The 22814-nt window shown below is 41.2% G+C and carries 19 protein-coding genes and 10 tRNA genes; 18 read left to right on the top strand and 11 right to left on the bottom strand.

What is annotated here, in order from left to right:
• Positions 1–46: 46 nt before the first annotated feature.
• From C9J46_RS20695 to lolB, 9 genes are all read right to left on the bottom strand, one after another.
• A tRNA-Met gene (locus tag C9J46_RS20695) sits at positions 47–123 on the bottom strand.
• Between the two features lie 38 nt (positions 124–161).
• Positions 162–236, bottom strand: a tRNA-Gln gene (locus C9J46_RS20690).
• Positions 237–278: 42 nt separating this feature from the next.
• A tRNA-Leu gene (locus C9J46_RS20685) sits at positions 279–363 on the bottom strand.
• A 49-nt stretch (positions 364–412) separates the two neighbouring features.
• Positions 413–489 (bottom strand) — tRNA-Met (locus tag C9J46_RS20680).
• Positions 490–802: 313 nt separating this feature from the next.
• A complete protein-coding gene (gene ychF, locus C9J46_RS20675) occupies positions 803–1894 on the bottom strand; it encodes a redox-regulated ATPase YchF (RefSeq protein ID WP_107205381.1) in 1092 nt (363 codons plus the stop codon).
• Between the two features lie 97 nt (positions 1895–1991).
• Positions 1992–2582 carry an aminoacyl-tRNA hydrolase gene (gene pth, locus C9J46_RS20670; RefSeq protein WP_107291454.1) on the bottom strand — a complete coding sequence of 197 codons (591 nt, stop codon included), beginning with the start codon at positions 2580–2582 and terminating at the stop codon, positions 1992–1994.
• 237 nt (positions 2583–2819) lie between these two features.
• Positions 2820–3767 (bottom strand): ribose-phosphate pyrophosphokinase, encoded by a 948-nt coding sequence (locus C9J46_RS20665; RefSeq protein WP_005370023.1) that lies wholly within the window; start codon positions 3765–3767, stop codon positions 2820–2822.
• Between the two features lie 32 nt (positions 3768–3799).
• Positions 3800–4678 (bottom strand): 4-(cytidine 5'-diphospho)-2-C-methyl-D-erythritol kinase, encoded by an 879-nt coding sequence (ispE, locus tag C9J46_RS20660; RefSeq protein WP_107291453.1) that lies wholly within the window; start codon positions 4676–4678, stop codon positions 3800–3802.
• A gap of 42 nt (positions 4679–4720) precedes the next feature.
• Positions 4721–5311 (bottom strand): lipoprotein insertase outer membrane protein LolB, encoded by a 591-nt coding sequence (lolB, locus tag C9J46_RS20655; protein ID WP_107205383.1) that lies wholly within the window; start codon positions 5309–5311, stop codon positions 4721–4723.
• Positions 5312–5525: 214 nt separating this feature from the next.
• Here lolB and hemA point away from each other — a divergent pair, with 214 nt between their 5' ends.
• The 7 genes from hemA (at position 5526) to C9J46_RS20620 (ending at position 12421) form a co-directional block, all read left to right on the top strand.
• On the top strand, positions 5526–6788 hold the full coding sequence (hemA, locus tag C9J46_RS20650; RefSeq protein ID WP_107205384.1) for a glutamyl-tRNA reductase: 1263 nt from the start codon (positions 5526–5528) through the stop codon (positions 6786–6788).
• A 43-nt stretch (positions 6789–6831) separates the two neighbouring features.
• Entirely contained in the window at positions 6832–7920 is a 1089-nt protein-coding gene (gene prfA / locus C9J46_RS20645; RefSeq protein ID WP_107205385.1) for a peptide chain release factor 1, read from the top strand.
• Positions 7920–8774, top strand: a complete 855-nt coding sequence (gene prmC / locus C9J46_RS20640; protein WP_107291452.1) for a peptide chain release factor N(5)-glutamine methyltransferase — start codon at positions 7920–7922, stop codon at positions 8772–8774. Before prfA ends, prmC begins: the two co-directional genes overlap by 1 nt.
• A 2-nt stretch (positions 8775–8776) precedes the next feature.
• On the top strand, positions 8777–9157 hold the full coding sequence (locus C9J46_RS20635; RefSeq protein WP_107205387.1) for a SirB2 family protein: 381 nt from the start codon (positions 8777–8779) through the stop codon (positions 9155–9157).
• 13 nt (positions 9158–9170) lie between these two features.
• A complete protein-coding gene (locus tag C9J46_RS20630) occupies positions 9171–9980 on the top strand; it encodes a SirB1 family protein (RefSeq protein ID WP_039872581.1) in 810 nt (269 codons plus the stop codon).
• Positions 9981–9995: 15 nt separating this feature from the next.
• Complete coding sequence (kdsA, locus tag C9J46_RS20625) at positions 9996–10850, top strand: 3-deoxy-8-phosphooctulonate synthase (protein WP_005369997.1); 855 nt, start codon at positions 9996–9998, stop codon at positions 10848–10850.
• Positions 10851–11158: 308 nt separating this feature from the next.
• A complete protein-coding gene (locus tag C9J46_RS20620; protein ID WP_199190659.1) occupies positions 11159–12421 on the top strand; it encodes an HAAAP family serine/threonine permease in 1263 nt (420 codons plus the stop codon).
• Between the two features lie 90 nt (positions 12422–12511).
• Here C9J46_RS20620 and C9J46_RS20615 read toward each other — a convergent pair whose 3' ends face one another.
• A complete protein-coding gene (locus tag C9J46_RS20615; RefSeq protein ID WP_107205389.1) occupies positions 12512–14395 on the bottom strand; it encodes a methyl-accepting chemotaxis protein in 1884 nt (627 codons plus the stop codon).
• A 300-nt stretch (positions 14396–14695) separates the two neighbouring features.
• On the opposite strand from C9J46_RS20615, the gene C9J46_RS20610 reads away from it, so the two are divergent.
• The 5 genes from C9J46_RS20610 (at position 14696) to C9J46_RS20590 (ending at position 20418) form a co-directional block, all read left to right on the top strand.
• Positions 14696–16054 carry a Na+/H+ antiporter NhaC family protein gene (locus tag C9J46_RS20610; RefSeq protein WP_107205390.1) on the top strand — a complete coding sequence of 453 codons (1359 nt, stop codon included), beginning with the start codon at positions 14696–14698 and terminating at the stop codon, positions 16052–16054.
• Between the two features lie 310 nt (positions 16055–16364).
• Positions 16365–18038 (top strand): bifunctional UDP-sugar hydrolase/5'-nucleotidase UshA, encoded by a 1674-nt coding sequence (gene ushA, locus C9J46_RS20605; protein ID WP_107291451.1) that lies wholly within the window; start codon positions 16365–16367, stop codon positions 18036–18038.
• Between the two features lie 210 nt (positions 18039–18248).
• Positions 18249–18728: a Cys-tRNA(Pro) deacylase gene (ybaK, locus tag C9J46_RS20600; protein ID WP_107259270.1), complete on the top strand. Its 480-nt coding sequence runs from the start codon at positions 18249–18251 to the stop codon at positions 18726–18728.
• Positions 18729–18752: 24 nt separating this feature from the next.
• Positions 18753–19670 carry a LysR family transcriptional regulator gene (locus C9J46_RS20595; protein WP_107247680.1) on the top strand — a complete coding sequence of 306 codons (918 nt, stop codon included), beginning with the start codon at positions 18753–18755 and terminating at the stop codon, positions 19668–19670.
• A gap of 133 nt (positions 19671–19803) precedes the next feature.
• On the top strand, positions 19804–20418 hold the full coding sequence (locus C9J46_RS20590; RefSeq protein WP_107205393.1) for a LysE family translocator: 615 nt from the start codon (positions 19804–19806) through the stop codon (positions 20416–20418).
• Between the two features lie 52 nt (positions 20419–20470).
• Here C9J46_RS20590 and smrA read toward each other — a convergent pair whose 3' ends face one another.
• Positions 20471–21055, bottom strand: coding sequence for a DNA endonuclease SmrA (gene smrA / locus C9J46_RS20585; RefSeq protein ID WP_105060798.1), 585 nt, complete (start codon positions 21053–21055; stop codon positions 20471–20473).
• A gap of 422 nt (positions 21056–21477) precedes the next feature.
• On the opposite strand from smrA, the gene C9J46_RS20575 reads away from it, so the two are divergent.
• The 6 genes from C9J46_RS20575 to C9J46_RS20550 all read left to right on the top strand — a co-directional run bounded on the left by C9J46_RS20575 (position 21478) and on the right by C9J46_RS20550 (position 22701).
• Positions 21478–21554 (top strand) — tRNA-Pro (locus tag C9J46_RS20575).
• Between the two features lie 181 nt (positions 21555–21735).
• Positions 21736–21812, top strand: a tRNA-Pro gene (locus tag C9J46_RS20570).
• A gap of 180 nt (positions 21813–21992) precedes the next feature.
• Positions 21993–22069, top strand: a tRNA-Pro gene (locus C9J46_RS20565).
• A 180-nt stretch (positions 22070–22249) separates the two neighbouring features.
• A tRNA-Pro gene (locus C9J46_RS20560) sits at positions 22250–22326 on the top strand.
• A 180-nt stretch (positions 22327–22506) separates the two neighbouring features.
• Positions 22507–22583: transfer RNA gene (locus C9J46_RS20555), tRNA-Pro, on the top strand.
• Between the two features lie 41 nt (positions 22584–22624).
• Positions 22625–22701, top strand: a tRNA-Pro gene (locus C9J46_RS20550).
• Positions 22702–22814: the final 113 nt, after the last annotated feature.

Below are 22814 nucleotides of genomic sequence, written 5' to 3'. Positions count from 1 at the left end.
TATAATTTAAATCAGTAATTGGTAAAAAGCTGATTTAAAGAATAAATGGTGGCTACGACGGGATTCGAACCTGTGACCCCATCATTATGAGTGATGTGCTCTAACCAACTGAGCTACGTAGCCAACATAGAATACTGAATTTCATCAATACTCTTAAATAATGGCAGGTCTACCTGGATTCGAACCAGGGAATGGCGGCATCAAAAGCCGCTGCCTTACCGCTTGGCGATAGACCTACTAGTGCTTTTTAAAAGCATCTCTCAACGCTATTGAGAGAATGGTGCGGAAGGAGAGACTTGAACTCTCACACCTTGCGGCGCCAGAACCTAAATCTGGTGCGTCTACCAATTCCGCCACTTCCGCATGTTATCAGTTTCTAGAACCGATATTCAATTTTAACGTGAAAATTGAATGGTGGCTACGACGGGATTCGAACCTGTGACCCCATCATTATGAGTGATGTGCTCTAACCAACTGAGCTACGTAGCCATTTTCCGTTTTTTAACACTGATTCTTAACGAATCACTGTGTCGGGAACGGGGCGCATTATGCTCATACCAGCGAAAACCGTCAATAGTTTTTTTAAATATATCGTCAAAATTCGTTTGTTCGGCGCATATTTGGGCGATGTGTGCGAATGACAAACTGAAATTACGATTGTCAGCTTAAAACTTCAAAAAATGTGAACACTATCAAGTTATTTATATTGCTAACAAATAAGTGAAATTTATATTTAGATGAAAATAAGCCAGCTAATAAAGCTGGCTTATATAATTTGTAAAATTAGCGGCTAAGCTACAAATTACACGTTAAAACGGAAATGAACAACATCACCGTCTTTAACAATGTACTCTTTACCTTCTAGACGCCATTTACCTGCTTCCTTAGCACCTGACTCACCACCGAAATTGATGTAATCGTCATAGCCAATAACTTCTGCACGAATAAAGCCTTTTTCGAAGTCTGTGTGGATAACACCCGCTGCTTTTGGTGCTGTTGCACCGACAGGGATTGTCCATGCTCGCACTTCTTTAACACCAGCTGTAAAGTAAGTCTGAAGAGACAATAGCTGATAACCTGAACGGATAACACGGTTAAGACCTGGTTCTTCGATACCCATATCGGCAAGGAACTCTTCACGATCTTCATCATCCAGTTCAGCGATCTCTGATTCCATTGCCGCACATACTGGAACAACAACCGCATTTTCTTCAGTTGCACGTGCAATAACTTTGTCAAGGAATGGGTTATTTTCAAAACCGTCTTCATTAACATTAGCGATGTACATGGTTGGCTTAAGCGTTAAGAAGTGTAGGTAATCGATCGCTGCTTTTTCTTCTTTTGTCAGCTCAAGTGCACGTAGCATGCCACCTTCAGTTAGGTGAGGAAGCATCTTCTCTAGTACTTTGATTTCAAACTTAGCATCGTTATCACCGCCTTTTGCGCGTTTAGCTAAACGCTGGATTGCGCGTTCACACGTATCTAAGTCTGCCATCGCAAGCTCAAGGTTGATGATATCCATGTCTTCTAACGGATCGATACGGCCAGCAACGTGGACAATATTATCGTTTTCGAAACAACGAACAACGTGGCCAATAGCATCTGTTTCACGGATGTTAGCTAGGAATTTATTACCTAGACCTTCACCTTTAGATGCACCAGCAACAAGACCCGCGATATCAACAAACTCCATCGTCGTTGGCATAATTCGTTCTGGATTTACGAATACTGCCAATGCATCCATACGTGGATCAGGAACAGGTACTACACCTGTGTTTGGTTCAATAGTACAGAACGGGAAGTTTGCTGCTTCAATGCCTGCTTTTGTTAAGGCGTTGAATAGAGTTGACTTACCAACGTTTGGTAGACCTACGATACCGCATTTAAAACCCATGGTTTAAAACCCTTTTGGTGATTATTCTGTGTAACAACTCAACTATAGTACGAATGACTGTATCTATAGCGGCAAAATAGTACGCGAAAATGTGTGGCTATTCTGCTTTGAATGTATGTAGGCGATTTTGCGCCTTTGTTAAGCCGTCTTTAAGTAAGATATCAATGCAGCGAACAGATTCATCTACTGCAGCATCAATCAATTCTTGCTCTTTAGCAGGTGCTTTTCCAAGTACGTAGCCTGCGACTTTGTTTTTATCGCCTGGATGACCGATAGCGATCCTCAGACGATAGAAATCTTTATTGTTGCCCATTTTACTAATGATATCGCGAAGACCATTATGTCCGCCATGACCACCACCTTTTTTAAATTTCGCAACACCGGGTGGTAAATCTAATTCATCGTGAGCAACTAAAATTTCTTCGGGTTTGATTTGGAAGAAGTTAGCTAACGCAGCAACCGACTTTCCTGACAGATTCATAAAAGTCGATGGGATCAATAGGCGAAGATCTTGTCCATTGACTGTAATTCTTCCTGTTAAACCAAAATACTTGGGATCAGGGCGAAGGGTTACATTGTGGACGCGCGCTAATTCTTCAACGACCCATGCACCAGCATTATGGCGGGTGTTGGCGTACTCTTGACCCGGGTTAGCGAGGCCAACAAGCAAACGAATATTATTACTCACGTTTATCTCTCTTGTCATTTACCAGTAACTTAGCGGGTTGCACCTGAAATTATAGTGACAATGAGTTACTGGGTGTTGGGCTCAAAACGCGCCATATATTATATTAAATTAACTAAAATTGATATGGCTCTTCGTAGTCACTGTTTTTGCTGGCTAGACAAAAGAAAACGCCTCGCTATTGCGAGGCGTTAAATATCTTATTCGGTTAAATTAAGGCAACCTAACCGAGTGAGCAAATTAGTGCTCAAACATTGCTGAAATTGATTCTTCGTTGCTAATGCGACGAATAGCTTCAGCTAGCATACCTGACAGTGTTAATACTGATACTTTACCCGTCGCTTCAATTTCTTTTGTTAGCGTAATTGAGTCTGTAACGATAATTTCATCGATAACAGATTCACGGATATTCTCTAGTGCACTACCTGAAAATACTGGGTGAGTAGCGTATGCAAATACACGTTTTGCACCACGCTCTTTTAGCGCTTCTGCTGCTTTACATAGGGTACCGCCTGTATCGATCATGTCATCAACGATGATACAGTCACGACCTTCAACGTCACCGATTAGGTGCATGACTTGAGATACGTTTGCACGTGGACGACGCTTATCGATGATAGCGATATCTGTGTCATCAAGTAGTTTTGCAATAGCACGAGCACGGACAACACCACCGATGTCTGGTGATACCACAACAGGATCTTGAAGATCTTTGGCTAGCATGTCTTCTAGAAGAACTGGGCTACCAAATACGTTATCTACAGGAACATCGAAGAAGCCTTGGATTTGCTCAGCGTGTAGGTCAACAGTAAGAACACGGTCAACACCCACATTAGAAAGGAAATCAGCAACTACTTTTGCAGTGATTGGTACACGAGCAGAGCGAACGCGGCGATCTTGGCGAGCATAACCAAAGTATGGAATTACTGCTGTAATACGGCCAGCTGAAGCGCGGCGTAGTGCATCGATCATAACAACCAGTTCCATTAGGTTGTCGTTCGTTGGTGCACAAGTTGATTGGATAATGAATACGTCGCTACCACGTACGTTTTCATTAATTTGTACACATACTTCACCATCGGAGAAACGGTTAACCGTTGCATCTCCCAATGAAATATAAAGACGATCAGCGATGCGTTGGGCTAGTTCTGGTGTTGCGTTACCAGCAAACAGCTTCATATCAGGCACGGTGTAAACCTCAGGTTGCGTCCAAGTTGTAATTACTGACAATCCGTAGAATGTGCGGCTAAGGTTGTCATAAGAGGAGACGTGTTGACACCTTTTGCGACAAATCCGTGGAGCCAGTCAGGTAAAATTTTCAAAATTGCGTTGGCTTCTTCCTGCGTATTAAACTCCGAAAATACACAAGCGCCAGTGCCGGTCAATCTTGATGGCGCGTATTCTAACAGCCACGAAAGCGCCTGATCAACCTCGGGATTAAGACTTCTTACAATTTTCTCGCAATCGTTTTCGTAAACTCCACGTAACAGTGCATCTAGGCTACGTTTTTTAGTATTACGCGGAAGTTCTGGATGGGTGAAAATATCGACAGTTGCAATGCTAATATCAGGCTTTGCGATTAAAAACCATTTTTCTTGCGGTTCTGCCGGTTGCAGTTTTTCACCAATACCTTCGGCAAATGCGCTAGTACCACGGACAAAAACAGGGACATCAGCACCTAATTTAAGACCAATATCTGCTAATTCATCAATCGATAGCTGGGTTTGCCAAAGATGATTGAGGGCGACTAATGCTGTGGCTGCATTAGAAGAGCCACCACCAAGACCACCTCCCATAGGAAGGATCTTATCAATATGAATATCGGCTCCTAAGTCACAATGTGAGGCTTGACGAAGTGCATTTGCAGCGCGATAAATCAGGTTATCTTCGGTTTTAACTCCTTCAATTGCAGGCGTTAAATTAATTTGGTTATCACGACGTGGCGTGATGGTTAAAGTATCGCCATAATCGACAAACTGAAACAGCGTCTGTAAATCATGGTAGCCATTTGGACGTTGGCCTGTAATGTATAAAAATAAATTCAGTTTTGCTGGCGCTGGCCATTGGCTCGCGACACCAAAAGGGATGTATTGACTCATGCAATGCTCGTCTATTTTGAGTAATCGAAAATGCTTTGCTGTTTAATTTGCTAACCAGTTAGAGATTTTTATTTTAATTTTGAGTTTGCCTTGGTTTAGTACCATTTGTGTGGGTAAGGCAGGGCTTTGATCATTATACGTGTTGTAGTGCATTTCCCATACTTGACCATCAATCTCTTTGGCGAGATAAGCGACTTGATCATTTTTGTTTAGCTGATAAGTATCAGCAGCCGTCGGTAAACCAATTAGCCAATCGCGCATTTGTGATAGGGGTAATTCGATTCCTGTTAATTGCTTCACTAATTGCGCAGCATCAGTGCCATGATAGGTTTTACCATCAGGATCGATGAGTGTTACGTTGCCTGGCTCTGCATTGAGATTAAGGACGGTTTTGTACATTTTTGTTAAGATTAACTGGTATTTATCAGCATGATTTTTCCAGTTAAAGGTGAGAGATATGCGTTGCTCAGGGCTTAAATAGCCAAACACACCTTTCGCTTGATAATCGGTGAGGTGTTTTAATTGGGCTTGATGGATTTCCCAATCGACTTTTGCGGTGCTTTTGGGCGTTTGCGCACAGCCAGATAATAAGGAAAATGTAATAGCAATAAAGGCTAAATTACGTAATCTCATGATGAAAGCTCGTAATAAGAATGAGCAAAAACAATAACGATTATTTTAATTAAAGCCAAATATTAAGCAAAAATAAGGGGTAAATTAGGCAAATAAGGCAATAAAAATGCAGTCATTATTGATTGATTACGTCAGCTACCTTTTATTAAGTCAGGGCATCAAGTAAAATCCCCTCCTTAGATTTTTTCACTGGCGAAGTGGGTACACCGTCTCCATGACCTTGCTTGCATTAGGAATCAACCATAAAACAGCTTCTGTTGATTTACGCGAAAAAGTAGCTTTTTCTCCTGAAAAGCTATCTTTGGCGTTGCAGCAGCTGAAAAACCACCCTGAGGTATTAAGTGGGGTTATAGTATCTACCTGTAACCGTACTGAAGTTTACTGTGAGATTTCACAGTCAGGGCCGGGTGTGATCATTGACTGGTTGACCAAATTTCATCAGATCACAGCCGAAGAACTGATGCCAAGCCTGTACTTTCATGAAGAGCAAGCGGCAGCACGTCATTTAATGCGTGTTGCTTGTGGCCTTGATTCGTTAGTATTGGGCGAGCCGCAAATCCTAGGACAGGTGAAGCAGTCTTATTCGGAATCAAAAGACAACGAAGCAGTAGGTGGCACCTTAGAAAAGCTGTTTCAAAAAACCTTTACAGTAGCGAAACGCGTACGTACTGAAACGGACATTGGCGGCAATGCTGTCTCTGTAGCTTATGCGGCGTGTTCTTTAGCGCGACAAATTTTTGAGTCTTTATCGGGTGCTACTATTTTACTTGTTGGTGCAGGCGAAACAATTGAACTTGTTTCTCGCCATGTCGTTGAACAAGGTTGTAATAGTTTGATTGTTGCTAACCGTACGCGTGAGAGAGCAGAAGGCATTGCACAAGAGTTTGGTGCTGAAGTGATCAGTCTTGAAGAAATTCCTGATCACCTCCATCGCGCTGATATTGTTATTAGTTCAACCGCAAGCCCATTGCCGATTGTTGGTAAAGGGATGGTTGAAATGGCATTAAAACAACGTCGTCATCAACCTATGCTGTTGGTGGATATTGCTGTGCCTAGAGATATAGAACAACAAGTTGGCGAATTGAACGATGCTTACTTATATTCTGTTGATGATCTTCACTCGATTGTAGAGAAGAACCGTGAGCAGCGTAAGGTCGCAGCGATTCAAGCTGAAGCCATTATAAGTGAAGAAAGCGCTGTGTTTATGCAGTGGTTACGCTCACTTGAAGCAGTTGATAGTATTCGAGATTATCGTCAATTTGCCGAACAAATTAAACAGGAGCTACTACAGCGTAGTCTCCAAGCCATTGCTAATGGTACCGAGCCTGAAAAGGCGTTAGCAGAGCTCAGTAACAAACTTACCAATAAGCTTATCCATGCACCAACCAAGGCTATGCAGCAGGTCGCAAAAAATGGCGAATCTGAAAAATTAGCTGTGATTCGTGAAGCACTCGGTCTGGATTCCTATAACGATTAGTAGTTGATCGCCTTTGGCTTTCGCTCAGCACTATTAGAAGATTATGAAGCAATCAATTTTAGTTAAATTAGAAACTCTTGTTGAACGTTACGAAGAAGTTCAACATCTCCTCGGTGATCCAAGTGTTCTTGCGGATCAAAACCGCTTTCGTGCGTTATCAAAAGAATATTCTCAGCTAGAAGAAGTGACTAAGTGTTTTCAAGCTTACCAACAAGCAAAAGAAGATTTAGTGGCTGCTGAAGAAATGGCGCAGGAAGACGATGCAGAAATGCGTGAAATGGCACAAGAAGAGATCAAAGAAGCCAAAGCTGAAATTGAACGCTTAGCTGATGAACTTCAGGTGCTATTGATTCCTAAAGATCCTAACGATGATCGTAACTGTTTTGTCGAAATCCGCGCAGGTGCGGGCGGTGATGAAGCGGGTATCTTTGCGGGTGATCTTTTCCGTATGTACAGCAAATATGCAGAACGTCGTGGCTGGCGTATTGAGATCATCAATGAAAACCGCTCAGAACAAGGCGGTTATAAAGAGATGATCGCAAAAGTGAACGGCGATGGTGCTTACGGTATTTTGAAATTTGAGTCAGGCGGTCACCGCGTTCAGCGTGTTCCTGCAACAGAATCTCAAGGTCGTGTACATACTTCGGCTTGTACTGTTGCGGTATTACCTGAAATTCCAGAAGCGGAAATTCCAGAAATCAATGCTGGCGATTTACGTATTGATACCTTCCGTTCATCAGGTGCGGGTGGTCAGCACGTTAACACCACCGACTCTGCAATCCGTATTACTCACTTACCAACAGGTATTGTTGTTGAGTGTCAGGATGAGCGCTCACAGCATAAAAACAAAGCAAAAGCGATGTCGGTACTTGCTGCTCGTATTATCAAAGCAGAAGAAGAGAAACGTCATGCTGAAGAAGCGAGCACACGTCGTAACCTACTAGGTTCAGGCGATCGCTCTGACCGTATTCGTACTTATAACTACCCACAAGGTCGTGTTTCTGATCACCGTATTACACTGACACTTTACCGCTTAAATGAAGTGATGGAAGGTGATTTAGATGCATTGATCCAACCTGTATTTACTGAATACCAAGCGGATCAACTAGCTGCGATGTCTGAGCAAAACTAATGCCTCAAAGCATTGAATATTTGCTAAAGCAAACTACTGAACAACTAGCAAGTGCGGGCTCTGAGAGTCCGCAACTTGATAGTGCTGTGTTGTTATGTCATGTGCTTGATAAGCCACGTAGTTATTTATTAACGTGGCCTGAAAAGCAACTAGATGATGAGCAATATAATATTTTTCAGCAGGTACTTGCACGTCGCCTAAATGGTGAGCCTATTGCATATATTGTTGGTGAGCGTGAATTTTGGTCACTGCCATTAAAAGTCTCACCTTCAACCTTGATCCCTCGTCCTGATACTGAGCGCTTGGTTGAACTTGCATTAGATAAAATCACAAGCGCTACTACCAAAGTATTGGATTTAGGAACCGGAACCGGTGCGATTGCACTGGCGATTGCTTCTGAGTGTCCAAGTCTTCAGGTTACCGGCATCGACTTACGTCAAGAAGCGGCTGAGCTTGCGCATGAAAATAGCCAACGTTTATCAATATTAAATACCCGATTTTTAGCGGGAAGTTGGTATTCACCATTACAAGACAATGATGTGTTTGAGCTAATTGTGAGTAATCCGCCTTACATTGATCACGCCGATCCCCATTTAGTTCAAGGCGATGTCCGCTTTGAACCAAAGAGTGCATTAGTTGCTGATGATAATGGCTTAGCTGATATCCGTATTATTAGCGCGCAAGGACGCAAACACTTAACAGTAGGTGGTTGGTTGTTAATGGAGCATGGCTTCGAACAAGGTTCGGCTGTAAGAACTATTTTAGAACAGTTGGGTTATCAACAAGTATCTACCAGTCAAGACTATGCAGGGCTCGATCGTGTCACGATGGGCTGCTGGCAAGGAGAATTATAATTATGTATATGGCAATGAAACATCTTCATTTAGTGGCAATCGCACTCAGTGTTTTACTGTTTGTGACTCGCTACATCATGATGATGGCAAACTCATCACTTTTAAATAAAAAGTTTTTCAAGATCACTCCCCATATTGTTGACACTGTGCTTTTAGCAAGTGGTGTGGCATTAATTTTCATTACAGGATTTATGCCTTTTACGGCTGGTAATAGTTGGTTAACTGAAAAGTTAACTTGTGTACTCGCTTACATCGCCCTTGGTTATGTCACACTGCATATGGGTAAAAATAAAGTCTTTAAGACATTTGCCTTTTTAGGCGCATTGGGCTGGGTATTTCTGGCTGCGCAATTGGCGGTAACGAAAACGCCAATTTTAGGTTAAGTTAGGTTAGATCATGATGCTGTTTAATGAAGACGAATTAAATTCGCGGCCATTAGTTTATGGTGCTATTGATATGATGAAGGACATCGTGCCTGAATTTCCAACCCAGTGGGTGGAGTTAAAGTTATCTCAATTAGCGCAGGAAGCTGAGCAAACATTAATGGAAGAAGTTAATCCTCGTTTACGGTTAGAGGGGCTGTTACGCCTTTTTTATCGTGAATGGGGCTTTCAAGGCGATCACCAACAATACTTTTCGTCAGATAATGCATTCTTAGATAAAGTACTGGAGCGTCGAAAGGGGATCCCTGTCAGCCTTGGTGCTTTATTTCTTTATTTATCTCAGCACCTTGATCTGCCGATTGAAAGCGTAGGCTTTCCGACCCAGTTTCTATTAAAAGCGACATGGTCTGAAAGCGATGTTCAGTATATTAACCCCTTTGATGGTGAATTTGTTAGCACGCATATATTACGTAGCTGGTTGATTGGTCACCGTGGTCCATTTACTGAACTTAAACCTGAATACCTTAAAACACAGCAGAATCATGAAATTTTAACGCGTTGGTTAACGGTTATGAAAAGTGCACTTCTTCGTGAAGAGCATTTTACGGATGCTTTACGTTGTAGTGATCTTGCGCTGGTATTTAGCCCAGGCGATCCCCATGAGATCCGTGACCGAGGCTATATTTATCAACAGCTTGATTGTAATCACGCTGCAGCGATGGATTACTCATACTTTATTGAGCAATGCCCAGAAGATCCAGCCGCTGATTTACTTAAAACTCAAGTAGAGACGCTCTTTGATGAGCCTCTGATTCTACACTAGAAGAGAACAACAAATATGATGGAACAAAAAACTGTTCGCATTGGCGATATTGATGTTGCAAATGATAAGCCATTTGTTTTATTTGGTGGCATGAATGTGCTTGAGTCTCGCGACTTAGCGATGCAAATGTGTGAGCACTACGTGAAGGTCACTGAGAAATTAGGTATTCCTTACGTATTTAAAGCTTCTTTTGATAAAGCTAACCGTTCATCTGTTCATTCATACCGTGGTCCTGGTATGGAAGAAGGTTTAAAAATCTTTCAAGAGCTAAAAGATACGTTTGGTGTGAAAATTATCACTGATATTCACGAGAAAGAGCAGGCACAACCTGTTGCTGATGTGGTTGATGTGATTCAGCTTCCAGCGTTTCTGGCTCGTCAAACTGATCTTGTTGAAGCAATGGCAAAAACAGGCGCTGTGATTAATGTGAAAAAACCACAGTTCATGAGCCCTGGTCAAGTCGGTAACATTGTTGAGAAATTCGCTGAGTGTGATAATCACAATGTGATCTTATGTGAGCGTGGTGTATTGCACGGTTACGATAACTTAGTGGTTGATATGCTTGGTTTTGATGTAATGAAAAAAGCATCAAAGGGTAGCCCAATCATCTTTGATGTGACACATGCGCTGCAGTGTCGTGATCCACTAGGTGCGGCTTCTGGTGGTCGTCGTGAGCAAACCGTTGATCTAGCTCGCTCTGGTATTGCAACGGGTATTGCGGGCCTATTTATGGAAGCACACCCAACGCCAGATCTCGCGCTTTGTGATGGTCCATCAGCATTCCCACTCGATAAGCTAGAACCGTTTTTAGCACAAATTAAACAGCTTGATGATTTGATTAAGAGCTTTGCTCCAATTGAAGTGAACTAAGTCTTTCATTTAGATTTTAAAGCCCAGTGAGTATAAATCACTGGGCTTTTTTATTGCCGATAACGAACTGAATGATTATTTTGTGTGATAAATGTTTAATATATGAAAAGTTAATAAATCCATAAAAACGATATTTAATTCTTATTTTTAAGTGATATGTGAAGTTGTATATTGTTATTTGTTAGTGTTGCAGTTCTCATGCTTATTGGGTATTAGTTATCCAGTGTGATATATGTCTCACTTGTTTTGAAACTTAAAGATCGTAGTTTCATACTTATAGCCGATTTTATTTGGTTAGAGAGTTACTTGTGTCATTAACAACAATCCAAGCGCACCCCGAAAAAGAGAGCACAGCACATCCTTCTAAATGGACACAGCATGACACCCGTTGGATGTTAAGTTTGTTTGGCACATCGGTCGGGGCGGGTATTTTATTTTTACCTATCAATATTGGCTCAGGTGGATTCTGGTCACTGGTTATAATGGCATTATTAGCAGGACCTATGACATTTTGGGCTCATCGTGGATTAGCGCGTTTTGTTTTATCATCATCATCTTCTGACGCTGATTTTACCGATGTAGTTGAAGAGCATTTTGGTTCCCGTTACGGACGCTTAATTTCAGTCCTGTATTTTCTTTCTATCTTTCCTATTTTACTCATTTATGGTGTCGGCCTAACCAATACCGTTGATAGTTTTATTGTCCATCAATTAGGTTGGCAAGCGCCGTCACGGGTGTTGTTATCAGGCGGATTAGTCTTCTTGATGATCACTGTGATGCTTGCGGGTGAAAAAGCGATGCTTAAAGCGTTTGAAGTGATTGTCTACCCACTGGCATTTATTCTGGCGGGCATTTCTATTTACCTGATCCCAAGCTGGCATGTACCTAATCTTAACTTCTCTCAAAGTATTACTGAATTTAGCTCATCGTTATGGTTATCAATACCAGTTGTTGTTTTTGCTTTTAGTTATACGCCTGTCGTTTCTGGCTTTGTGAATGCTCAACGTCGTCAGTATGGCGATCATGCACATCGAAAATCAGAAACAATCTTAAAGCGTACCTCAATGATGTTGATTACTTTTGTTTTGTTCTTTGTGTTCTCTTGCGTGCTAAGTTTATCCCCTGAGCAGTTACAGCATGCAAAAATGGATAACGTGTCAGTGTTATCTTATTTAGCGAACGTTAAAGACAGTCACTTTATTATGTTGCTAGGCCCTTTAATTGCTTTTATTGCAATTACGTCATCGTTTTTAGGGCACTTTATGGGCGCACGTGAAAGCTTCAATGGCATTGTAGCGAAACAAACATCACTGCCATTAAAAACCATCGACAAGGTTGGGGTAGTGATCATGTTCTTCTCTATTTGGTTTGCTGCTGTTATGAACCCAAGTATTTTAGGGATGATGGAAGCGTTATCAGGCCCTGTGATTGCGATGATACTTTTTATTATGCCAATGCTTGCGGTATATCGAATTGAAAGTCTGAAAATGTACCGAGGTAAAATCAGTACTTGGTTTATTTTATTGATGGGATGTTTAGCAGTCGCGGCGATTATTTTTAGCTTAGTGTAAACATTTACTTGATAGCTGGTTTAAATTGGTTTCTAAAATAAAGGCTTGCGTTATACGCAAGCCTTTTTGTTTATTTATCAGTATCAGGCCTTATAATTTAAAGCGGTTGATTTCTTGCTGCAGTTCATAAGAGAGCTCTGATAATTCAGCGGCTTGTTTTGCAGCTTCATTAGCTTCAACAGCCAACTCGTTTGAAACATCACGGATCCCTTCGGTATTGCGCGTGATCTCTGATGTCACTGATGATTGCTCTTCGGCAGCAGAGGCTATTTGGGTTGCCATATCATTGATGTTATTAACAGCATTGGTAATTTGCGCCAAACTAGCAGAAGCAGAGCTTGCATCATCAACACTGGTTTCAGATAGGTGACGACTATCTTCCATTATCCCAACCGCTTGCCCTGTGGTTTGTTGTAGCGTTTCAATCATTTGCTGAATTTCTTGGGTCGAGGCATGGGTACGTTGACTTAATACTCGTACTTCATCTGCAACAACCGCAAATCCACGACCTTGTTCGCCAGCACGTGCAGCTTCAATCGCGGCGTTTAATGCCAGCAAGTTAGTTTGCTCTGCAATGCCTTGGATAGTTGAAAGAATCGTATTGATACTTTGGGCATGACTATTAAGATCGCTAATCACTGTCGTTGCCGTTTCAACTTCTTGCGCCAAACTAGAAATAGATTGTTGGCTTTGATTGACCTGAGTAGCACCATGATTAGATGCCATCACAGTTTCTTCTGCTGTTCGTGCTGTATTCTCAGCGTTAGAGGCAATTTCTTTGGTTGCCGCTGCCATTTCGTTAATAGCAGTTGCGACCATATTGATTTCATCTTGTTGATGCTGGATACGGGTACTACGTTCTTCTGCTTGGGTTGCCGTTAAATGTGACTGTTGACTGAGAGATTGAGATACATGGTTTAAACGTGCCACCATTTGATGCATGTTGCCAACAAACTGGTTGAAGTTATTGGCGAGTTGGCCCACTTCATCATTGCTCTTTGGCTCAATACGTTGAGTTAGATCGCCTTCACCACTGGCGATTTCTGCCAGCGCGTTTGATACGCGATCTAAATCGCGGAACAAGAAGTTAACTAACCATGCCACTGTAGTAATGACTAACAGTGCAATAACCGCAGCGGTAAGAAGGAGCTTATAAAGCAATGCTTTATGGCTGGCTTCCTCGGTTTTTTTATCCATGTTGAGTGCTAATATCCAGTCAGTATGAGGGATGTTAGCAAAATAAAGTAGTTTAGGCTGATCGTTAATGGTCAGGTTAGTTAGTGCATTATTATGAATTTGCTGCTCAATATAATTAATAGAAAGCGCGTTGCTATAACGTGAAATAGGTTGTAGCAATAGCTGCTGATCGGGGTGAGCGATAAATGTGGCGTCTTTTTTATTGATCAACATAGCAAATGCATTTTGACCAACATTCAAATTGACGATGTCGTCGATTAATTGGGTGATCAATATATCAGCGCCGATAACACCGATAAAAGTGGAATTATCATAAACAGGTTTGGCGATGGTCACCATTTTAGCTTTAGTTAAGGTGTCCATATACGGTGACGATATGATGGTTTCATTCGCTTTTTGTGCTTGTTGGTACCAAGGACGGGTACGTGGATCTACCTGAGATAAATCACGTTCAGCAAAAGAGCTAGTGGCGATACCTGCGGTGCTGCCGAAGTAAATATCTTCAAATTGACCCGCTAAACGGGCTTGCTTTAAAGAGGGGATCGTAGCAATGTCAGGATTGTTAATTGTTACTGAGTCAATAATATTGGTACGAATATTTACCCAGTCACCCACACTGCTGCTAACAGCCTCGGTTAGGCTACTTGCTCGAGCGTAAAGATCACGTTTAGCTTGAGTATCAATTTGATTAGCAGAGAGCCAAGTGAGTGCAGTCGCCATCACTAAAACTGCCGATAAACTCGCGACAATAAGTTTTTGTTTTAATGTTAACTGCATTATATATCCCTAAAATCCAGTAAATGTTAGCAGATTTTAGCGGTTGTTTATCATTGATGCACCTTAAATAATGGAATTGTTATTAGTGTTACTGAATTGAGTGATGACCGTTCCATTTTTTGTGCTTTTACTACAAAATAAGCGTTTTTCTTGTCATAAAACACAAGAAATAAACTGAACTTGACTGAATATGTAATTTAGTTACATATCTTTTGGATGTTTAGACGTCTAGATGTTGACACTGTGAGCGCATCCCTTTAGTCTTGGAATGAATGTATAAATAGAACTTTAGTCGTCGCCATGCCAAATATAGATAAAAAAAATCAAACCATTTCACCTTCTGCATTAGCACTCTTACCCTTGGGTATTTTTTTAGCTTTATTCATTGGTGTAGGTACTTACCTTACGATGCAAGGGGTTGATTTTGCTTTTTATCAATTACCTTCACCTGTCGCAGCTTTGCCTGCTGTTGTTGTTGCGATTTTATTAAGTAAAGAAAAACTGAATAAAGCGATAGAGCAATTTATCCGTGGTGTGGGTCATAGTGACATTATCGCAATGTGTATGATTTACCTATTGGCAGGCGCTTTTGCTTCTGTTGCTAAAGCGTCGGGTGGGGTCGATGCAACGGTTAACCTTGGTTTATCACTTATTCCTGCAAGCATGATTTTACCCGGTATCTTTGTGATCTCTGCTTTTATTGCTACTGCAATGGGAACATCTATGGGGACGATTGCAGCAGTAGCCCCCGTCGCATTAGGCATTGCGCATGCGTCTGGTATGGATGTCGCATTAACTGCTGGTGTGGTTCTTAGTGGGGCAATGTTTGGTGATAATCTTTCAATTATTTCTGATACCACAATCGCAGCAACGCGATCACAAGGCTGTCAGATGAAAGATAAATTCCGTGAAAATATTAAAATCGCCTTACCTGCTGCAATTGCCGCTATTTTATTATTTGCGTTTAATAGCTCGGTTACACAATTGCCTGAAACAGCACCTATTGAGTGGTTAAAAGTCATTCCTTATATCACTATCTTGGTGCTCGCAGTCTCTGGGGTTAATGTGTTTGTTGTTCTATCTGTCGGTATTTTACTGGCTGGTGGTGTCGGTCTAACATCTGCTGCTGATTATAGTTTTACCAGTTTTGGCAAAGATATTTATGGTGGTTTTAGCAATATGCAGGAAATCTTCCTGCTCTCTATGTTGATTGGTGGTATTAGTGAATTAATGCGCCAACAAGGTGGACTCGCTTTCTTAACTCAAAGTATCAGTCGTGTGATTAATGTATTTAGCAAAAAACATCAGTCATCTGAAAATTTACGGGCGAGTGAATTTGGTATTGCTAGTCTTGTGAGCTTGACTAACTTATGTACGGCAAATAATACTGTTGCGATTATTGTATCAGGCGGTGTTGCACGTGAACTGGCTGATGAAAATGGGGTTACACCACGTCGTTCCGCGAGTTTACTCGATATTTTCTCGTGTGTAATTCAAGGTGTTTTACCATACGGAGCGCAAGCGTTACTCCTTGGTTCTGTTTTTGAGTTATCACCATTAGATGTTGTTGCGCACTCTTATTACTGTTTCTTCTTAGCTCTTTCTGCCATTGTTGCGATTATGTTGAAACACCCTAGTCGAAAATTGGCGAAAGTATAATGTGATATCTATCACTATAAAGTAGTGTTGAGCATAACTCTTTGAAAAAAGCCCAGTATTTACTGGGCTTTTTTGTGCTTGGGTGTGACATAAACAAGAGTTTTAAAAGACGAAAAGTGATCCTGTTAACAAAAATTTAAAATGGAAAATTCATACGTATTTATTTCGTTACACTGGCGATATTGGTCACATTGTTTCACTTTTACCGACATTTTTTTGTGGTGAAAATGTGACTAATTAATTTTTCCAGTTTTACGAAATATTATCTTCTTTTGAAGTCGCCATTAAAAATACAGTTAAGGTGGATACCATGAAGCAACGCCTATTTGCTAAAACAGCATTAAGCGCCGCTCTCGTTGCCGTTCTTTCAGGTTGTGCAACGACAGCGGAAAAAGCCTCATCAGCATGGGATGCTGATACAACTTATAGAATCACAATTCTTCATACCAACGATAACCATGGTCGTTTCTGGCATAACCAGAATGGTGAGTACGGTATGGCTGCCCGCAAGACATTGATTGATGAAATCCGCGCAGAAGTAGAAGAACAAGGTGGTACTAGCTTATTACTTTCTGGCGGTGACATTAACACGGGTGTTCCTGAATCAGATCTACAAGATGCAGAACCTGATTTTAAAGGAATGAATCTGCTTGGCTATGATGCAATGGCATTAGGAAATCATGAATTTGATAACCCATTAGATGTACTACGTAAGCAAGAAGAGTGGGCGAATTTCCCAATGTTGTCGGCTAATATTTACGATAAGACAACAGGTGAGCGCTTATTTCAGCCTTACCAAATTTTTGAAAAGCAGGGTATGAAGATTGCCGTCATTGGTTTGACGACAGAAGATACGGCTAAAATTGGTAATCCTGAATTTATCGGCAATGTAGAGTTTCGCGATCCAAAATCAGAAGCCAAAAAAGTGATTGCTGAGCTAGAAAAAACAGAAAAGCCTGATGTGATCATTGCGGCAACTCATATGGGTCACTATGAAGATGGTCATCGTGGTATTAATGCTCCGGGTGATGTTGCGCTTGCACGTTATTTAGATGATGGCGATCTCGATATGATCGTCGGTGGTCACTCGCAAGAGCCTGTCTGTATGGAAGGCCCAAATGTTGCGAAGAAAGATTTTAAACCGGGTGACGAGTGTGTACCTGATCAGCAAAATGGTACATGGATTGTCCAAGCCCACGAGTGGGGTAAGTATGTAGGTCGTGCTGACTTTGAATTTCAGAACGGTGAGCTTTCACTGGTTAGTTACGATTTGATCCCCGTTAACTTGAAGAAAAAAGTTAAGCTAGATGATGGCTCAAGCAAGCGTGTCTTTATTCAAGATGAAATTGTAAAAAACCAAGAAGTGTATAACTTCCTTAAGCCTTACCAAGAGCATGGACAAGAGCAGTTAAACGTTAAGATTGCCAAGTCGAATGGCAAGCTAGAAGGCGATCGTAATGTGGTTCGATTTGAACAAACAAACTTAGGTCGTCTTATTGCTGCGTCACACATGCAACGTGCTAAAGCGGACTTTGCTGTAATGAACTCTGGTGGTGTTCGTGACTCAATTGAAGGCGGCGATATTACTTATAAAGATGTACTCACCGTTCAACCTTTTGGCAATATCGTGACGTACACCGATATGTCAGGTAAAGAAGTTTTAGATTATCTGAACATTGTTGCCACTAAGCCGATAGATTCTGGTGCTTATGCGCAGTTCTACGGTATTTCAATGACGGTTGAAAATGGCAAAGTAAGTGATGTTAAGTTAGCTGGTAAGCCGTTAGATCTGAAAAAGACTTACCGTTTCACTGTACCAAGCTACAACGCAGCTGGTGGTGACGGCTATCCGAAGATCAATGATCATGCAGGTCATGTAAATACGGGGTTTGTTGACGCGGAAGTATTAAAGCAATACTTGGAAACGAATTCACCCATTGATGTAAACAAATTCGCGCCGAAAGATGAAATTGTTTATAAATAAGCAATATTAATTGCTCGAAAGCGCATCTTATATTTTTATTCGATGCGCTTTTTTGTATTTAAAATCCTTCTTTTGATGGATATAGCCGAAAACTGTCAACTCACGATATAATCATTACAGGTAAACAGATGTTCTTAATTTCTTTAGTTGCTTTTGAGCAATAGGGGGAATTAACCACAGCTGTTTGAATGAAAAATAGAGTGAAAAATAATGACTCCAGCGATTCAATTAGCAAAGAAACAAAAAATTTCGTATCAAGTGCATCAATATGAACATGATCCAGCCAATAATAATTTTGGTCATGAAGCGGCAGAAGTCTTAGGGCTAGATCCTAATCGCGTATTTAAAACCTTATTATTTGCATTAAATGGCGATCCTAAAAATTTAGCGGTTGCCGTCGTTCCTGTATCTGGCATGTTAGATTTAAAAGCAGCAGCTAAAGCTGCGGGCAGTAAGAAGGCTGAAATGGCCGATCCAAAGCTTGCGGAAAAAGTAACAGGGTACATAGTGGGGGGTATTAGCCCGTTAGGACAAAAAAAACGGCTGCCAACCTTTGTTGATAGCAGCGCAGAAACGTTTGATACTATTTGTGTTAGTGCAGGTCGTCGCGGCTTAGAAATAGAACTTGCGGCAAAAGATTTAGTTAGTTTGACTGGCGGTAAATTTGCCCCGATTGGCAAGGAAGACTAATACCAAGGATAGAGAGCAAAGAGTGTGTCAGTACCTAATTTAAACTTACTTCGAACATTACATGTCTTATTGGATGAGTGCCATGTAACACGTACGGCTGAGCGTTTACACATTACGCAGTCTGCAGTAAGTCGGCAACTGACACAATTACGTGAAATTTTTTCTGATCCTTTGTTTGTGCGTGAGGGAAACCGGTTATTACCGACCCCTCGCGCACTTTCACTACAAGATAAAATTACGTCATTGCTTACCGATTGCGATTTGGTATTTGAACCAGAACAGTTCTCGCCACATCACTGGCGCGGGAAAATAGTCTTGTCATCTTCTGATTATGTCGCGCAATATATCTTTCCTGATATCGTCGAGTTATTAACATTGCACGCGCCTTTGCTTGATGTGAGCTATCAGCTATGGTCACCAAGTTATACTGATCAATTAGCCGATCTTGATATTCAATTAGTCTCGACTATGGCCCCAAAGATACCTACCGGATTATCTGGGATACAGATTGGATCTGATCGTGCAGTGTGCGTGATGAGTACAACGCATCCATTAGCAAATACAAAGGTAGATTTAACGGTACAAGACTTTGTTGCCTACAATCATATTTCTGTTAACGGTGGTGGAGATAAAGACAGTTTCGTTGATGTGGAGTTACGTACTTTAGGTTATCGGCGACATATTCAAACAACAGTGCCATTTTTCGGATCTGCTTTAAGTATTGTATCTCGTACAGAAATGTTTCTTGTTATTCCAGAACATATAGCTGTTACGATGCAAGATTTCTATAATATTGTTTATAAGCCATTACCATTTCCAAGTGTGCTGAATCAGTATTGGCTGCTATGGCACCCTAAATATAACAACGAATTATCCCATCAATGGTTGCGAGAGCATGTGCTAACGTTAATGAAGAACTCTTTGTATTCAATGGGGCAATAAATCATTAACGAACAATGATGTGTTTTTACGACACCGAAAGGTAATGATTTTTTATCATGACCGTAATGATTTCTTTTGATTTCTTCTTATAACGCTTACTTGGTATTTTTTCTACCAATGTAAGGAGAACATCATGACCATCAGTATTTGGCTATCATTATTATTAATTTGTATTTTAGGGGCGATGTCACCAGGACCGAGTCTTGCTGTTGTTGCTAAGCATAGCTTAACCGGTGGGCGTAAACATGGCTTAGTAACGGCTTGGTCTCATGCTTGTGGGGTAGGTTTATACGCATTATTAACATTATTAGGGCTTGCGGTTGTTTTAAAACAATCACCAACAGTCTTTAATCTGATTAGCTATGCAGGAGCTGGCTACTTAGCCTATTTAGGCGTTAATGCGTTGCGTTCTAAAGGCGGCGTTGCAGAAAAACTCGCAGCAGGAAAGCCTTCTTCCCTTCTTCATGCGGCAAGAGATGGTTTAATGATCTCATTATTAAACCCTAAATTAGCGTTATATTTTTTGGCTCTATTTAGTCAGTTTGTTGCGTTGGGTACAGAAACTGGAAGTAAAATTGTTATTGTGGCGACACCACTATTAGTCGATGGATTATGGTACACCTTAGTCGCTTGTGTCTTGTCATACCCTCGAGTATTACAAACGTTAAGATCCCGCGCTGTATTGATTGATCGTCTATCTGGTGTAGTGCTTATTGGACTGGCTTGTCGTGTACTCTGGCTAGTATGATTGTAAAGTCTAAAAGAAAAGAGCGGCAAAACCGCTCTTTATGGTCTTTGAATTATTCACTGCGACGATTTAGATGTCGTTCACGTGTTTCAGCTTTTTTCTCAGGACTTTTCTTTAGCATGACATATAGCGCACCAGTGCCACCATGTTGCCGTTGCGCCGAGTGAAAGCAAAGCACATCAGATATTTGCTCTAGCCATGTTGTGACATAGCTTTTCATTAATGCTGGTGGATTAGCACGCTCACCTTTGCCATGAACTATCATAACGGTGCGAATATCTAAACGTTGTGATTGCTTTAGAAATGCTAATATTTCATCACGGGCTTGTTGTAATGACTTTTTATGAAGATCTAAACGGCCGTGAATATCGTACTTACCTTGACGCATTTTTCTAAATACAGCTTCTTGTACACCATCTCGTTTAAATTCAATCATATCATCAGGTTTTACCATTTTGGCATTATCTAATGATAAGTATTCAGAATCACTTTCAGCGAGACTTTGAGCTGCAATTCGACGAGCTAGTTGAGACTCTGATACCTGATATTTTTGTGAAATGGTCACAGTATCTTGTTTGATTGGCGCAACATCGGCCATCATTTCTTTAAAAAGGTCTAATTCATTATTATCTGGCATAGGACTTTCACTTTAAGTAACCGATGCTATTGATTATACAAGTGTAATAAAATCTTGCCTAGTTGATGGTGAAAGGTAAGAAAATGAAAAAATAACAAGTATAGAAGCAAGTCCTATATTATTTCCAAATAAACGCTCTAATCAAATGTCCATATTATAGCCCTAACATTTAGATATGATGGTGGTTATTTAAGCCATGTGTATTGCCTGTTGTTATGATCTAGAACAGGAGTAAAAAGGCTGTTTCATTGTTGTGGTTATTTGTGCGTTTGAGAGCACTTAAGTTACCGAGAATGCACAAATTTGGTTGCTTGATGAGCAAAAAAATTCGTTACAAAAAAAAATACCGTATAGGGGTTGCTAAAATCAATTTGGCGAGTATTATAAGCGACCTCGACGACGCAGAGCGTTGTTGAATTTGTCGGTGAATAGCGCAGTTTGGTAGCGCATCTGGTTTGGGACCAGAGGGTCGGGGGTTCGAATCCCTCTTCACCGACCACTATTTTAAAAGTAGTGGTTTAATATAACCATTATTTACAGTCGGTGAATGACGTAGCTTGGTAAGCATCCTGTTTTTGGAAATAGCGGACCAGAGGGTCGGAGATTCCTTCTCTATATAGACTCAGCTCTTCACTGACCACAATTTAAAAGTAGTGGTTTAATAAACCATTATTTACAGTCGGTGAATAGCGCAGTTTGGTAGCGCATCTGGTTTGGGACCAGAGGGTCGGGGGTTCGAATCCCTCTTCACCGACCACTATTAAAAGGTAGTGGTTTAATTAACCATTATTTACAGTCGGTGAATAGCGTAGCTCGGTAAGCATCCTGTTTTTGGAAATAGCGGACCAGAGGGTCGGAGATTCCTTCTCTATATAGACTCAGCTCTTCACTGACCACAATTTAAAAGTAGTGGTTTAATATAACCATTATTTACAGTCGGTGAATAGCGCAGTTTGGTAGCGCATCTGGTTTGGGACCAGAGGGTCGGGGGTTCGAATCCCTCTTCACCGACCACTATTTAAAAATAGTGGTTTAATATAACCATTATTTACAGTCGGTGAATGACGTAGCTTGGTAAGCATCCTGTTTTTGGAAATAGCGGACCAGAGGGTCGGAGATTCCTTCTCTATATAGACTCAGCTCTTCACTGACCACAATTTAAAAGTAGTGGTTTAATAAACCATTATTTACAGTCGGTGAATAGCGCAGTTTGGTAGCGCATCTGGTTTGGGACCAGAGGGTCGGGGGTTCGAATCCCTCTTCACCGACCACTATTAAAAGGTAGTGGTTTAATTAACCATTATTTACAGTCGGTGAATAGCGTAGCTCGGTAAGCATCCTGTTTTTGGAAATAGCGGACCAGAGGGTCGGAGATTCCTTCTCTATATAGACTCAGCTCTTCACTGACCACAATTTAAAAGTAGTGGTTTAATATAACCATTATTTACAGTCGGTGAATAGCGCAGTTTGGTAGCGCATCTGGTTTGGGACCAGAGGGTCGGGGGTTCGAATCCCTCTTCACCGACCACTATTTAAAAATAGTGGTTTAATAAAGCCATTATTTACAGTCGGTGAATAGCGCAGTTTGGTAGCGCATCTGGTTTGGGACCAGAGGGTCGGGGGTTCGAATCCCTCTTCACCGACCACTTATTAGAAGCCTCGTCGAAAGACGGGGCTTTTTTGCATCAGATGTCTTTCATATTTTGTTGAATAGCATGTTTGGTAGAGCATCACAGCTCTAGGTAAATGGCGGACCAGA

The sequence above is a fragment of the Photobacterium sp. GB-36 genome, assembly GCF_003026135.1.
Classification (GTDB): domain Bacteria; phylum Pseudomonadota; class Gammaproteobacteria; order Enterobacterales; family Vibrionaceae; genus Photobacterium.
The sequence above is the reverse complement of the archived record's forward strand: the minus strand, read 5'-3'. Positions and strand labels throughout refer to the sequence as shown.

Coding starts and splice junctions, on each gene's coding strand:
- hemA (WP_107205384.1), top strand. CDS start 5,526: ATGACCTTGCTTGCATTAGGAATCAACCATAAAACAGCTTCTGTTGAT.
- C9J46_RS20630 (WP_039872581.1), top strand. CDS start 9,171: ATGATGCTGTTTAATGAAGACGAATTAAATTCGCGGCCATTAGTTTAT.
- smrA (WP_105060798.1), bottom strand. CDS start 21,055: ATGCCAGATAATAATGAATTAGACCTTTTTAAAGAAATGATGGCCGAT.
- prfA (WP_107205385.1), top strand. CDS start 6,832: ATGAAGCAATCAATTTTAGTTAAATTAGAAACTCTTGTTGAACGTTAC.
- ispE (WP_107291453.1), bottom strand. CDS start 4,678: ATGAGTCAATACATCCCTTTTGGTGTCGCGAGCCAATGGCCAGCGCCA.
- ushA (WP_107291451.1), top strand. CDS start 16,365: ATGAAGCAACGCCTATTTGCTAAAACAGCATTAAGCGCCGCTCTCGTT.
- lolB (WP_107205383.1), bottom strand. CDS start 5,311: ATGAGATTACGTAATTTAGCCTTTATTGCTATTACATTTTCCTTATTA.
- C9J46_RS20610 (WP_107205390.1), top strand. CDS start 14,696: ATGCCAAATATAGATAAAAAAAATCAAACCATTTCACCTTCTGCATTA.
- C9J46_RS20635 (WP_107205387.1), top strand. CDS start 8,777: ATGTATATGGCAATGAAACATCTTCATTTAGTGGCAATCGCACTCAGT.
- ybaK (WP_107259270.1), top strand. CDS start 18,249: ATGACTCCAGCGATTCAATTAGCAAAGAAACAAAAAATTTCGTATCAA.
- ychF (WP_107205381.1), bottom strand. CDS start 1,894: ATGGGTTTTAAATGCGGTATCGTAGGTCTACCAAACGTTGGTAAGTCA.
- kdsA (WP_005369997.1), top strand. CDS start 9,996: ATGATGGAACAAAAAACTGTTCGCATTGGCGATATTGATGTTGCAAAT.
- C9J46_RS20590 (WP_107205393.1), top strand. CDS start 19,804: ATGACCATCAGTATTTGGCTATCATTATTATTAATTTGTATTTTAGGG.
- prmC (WP_107291452.1), top strand. CDS start 7,920: ATGCCTCAAAGCATTGAATATTTGCTAAAGCAAACTACTGAACAACTA.
- C9J46_RS20615 (WP_107205389.1), bottom strand. CDS start 14,395: ATGCAGTTAACATTAAAACAAAAACTTATTGTCGCGAGTTTATCGGCA.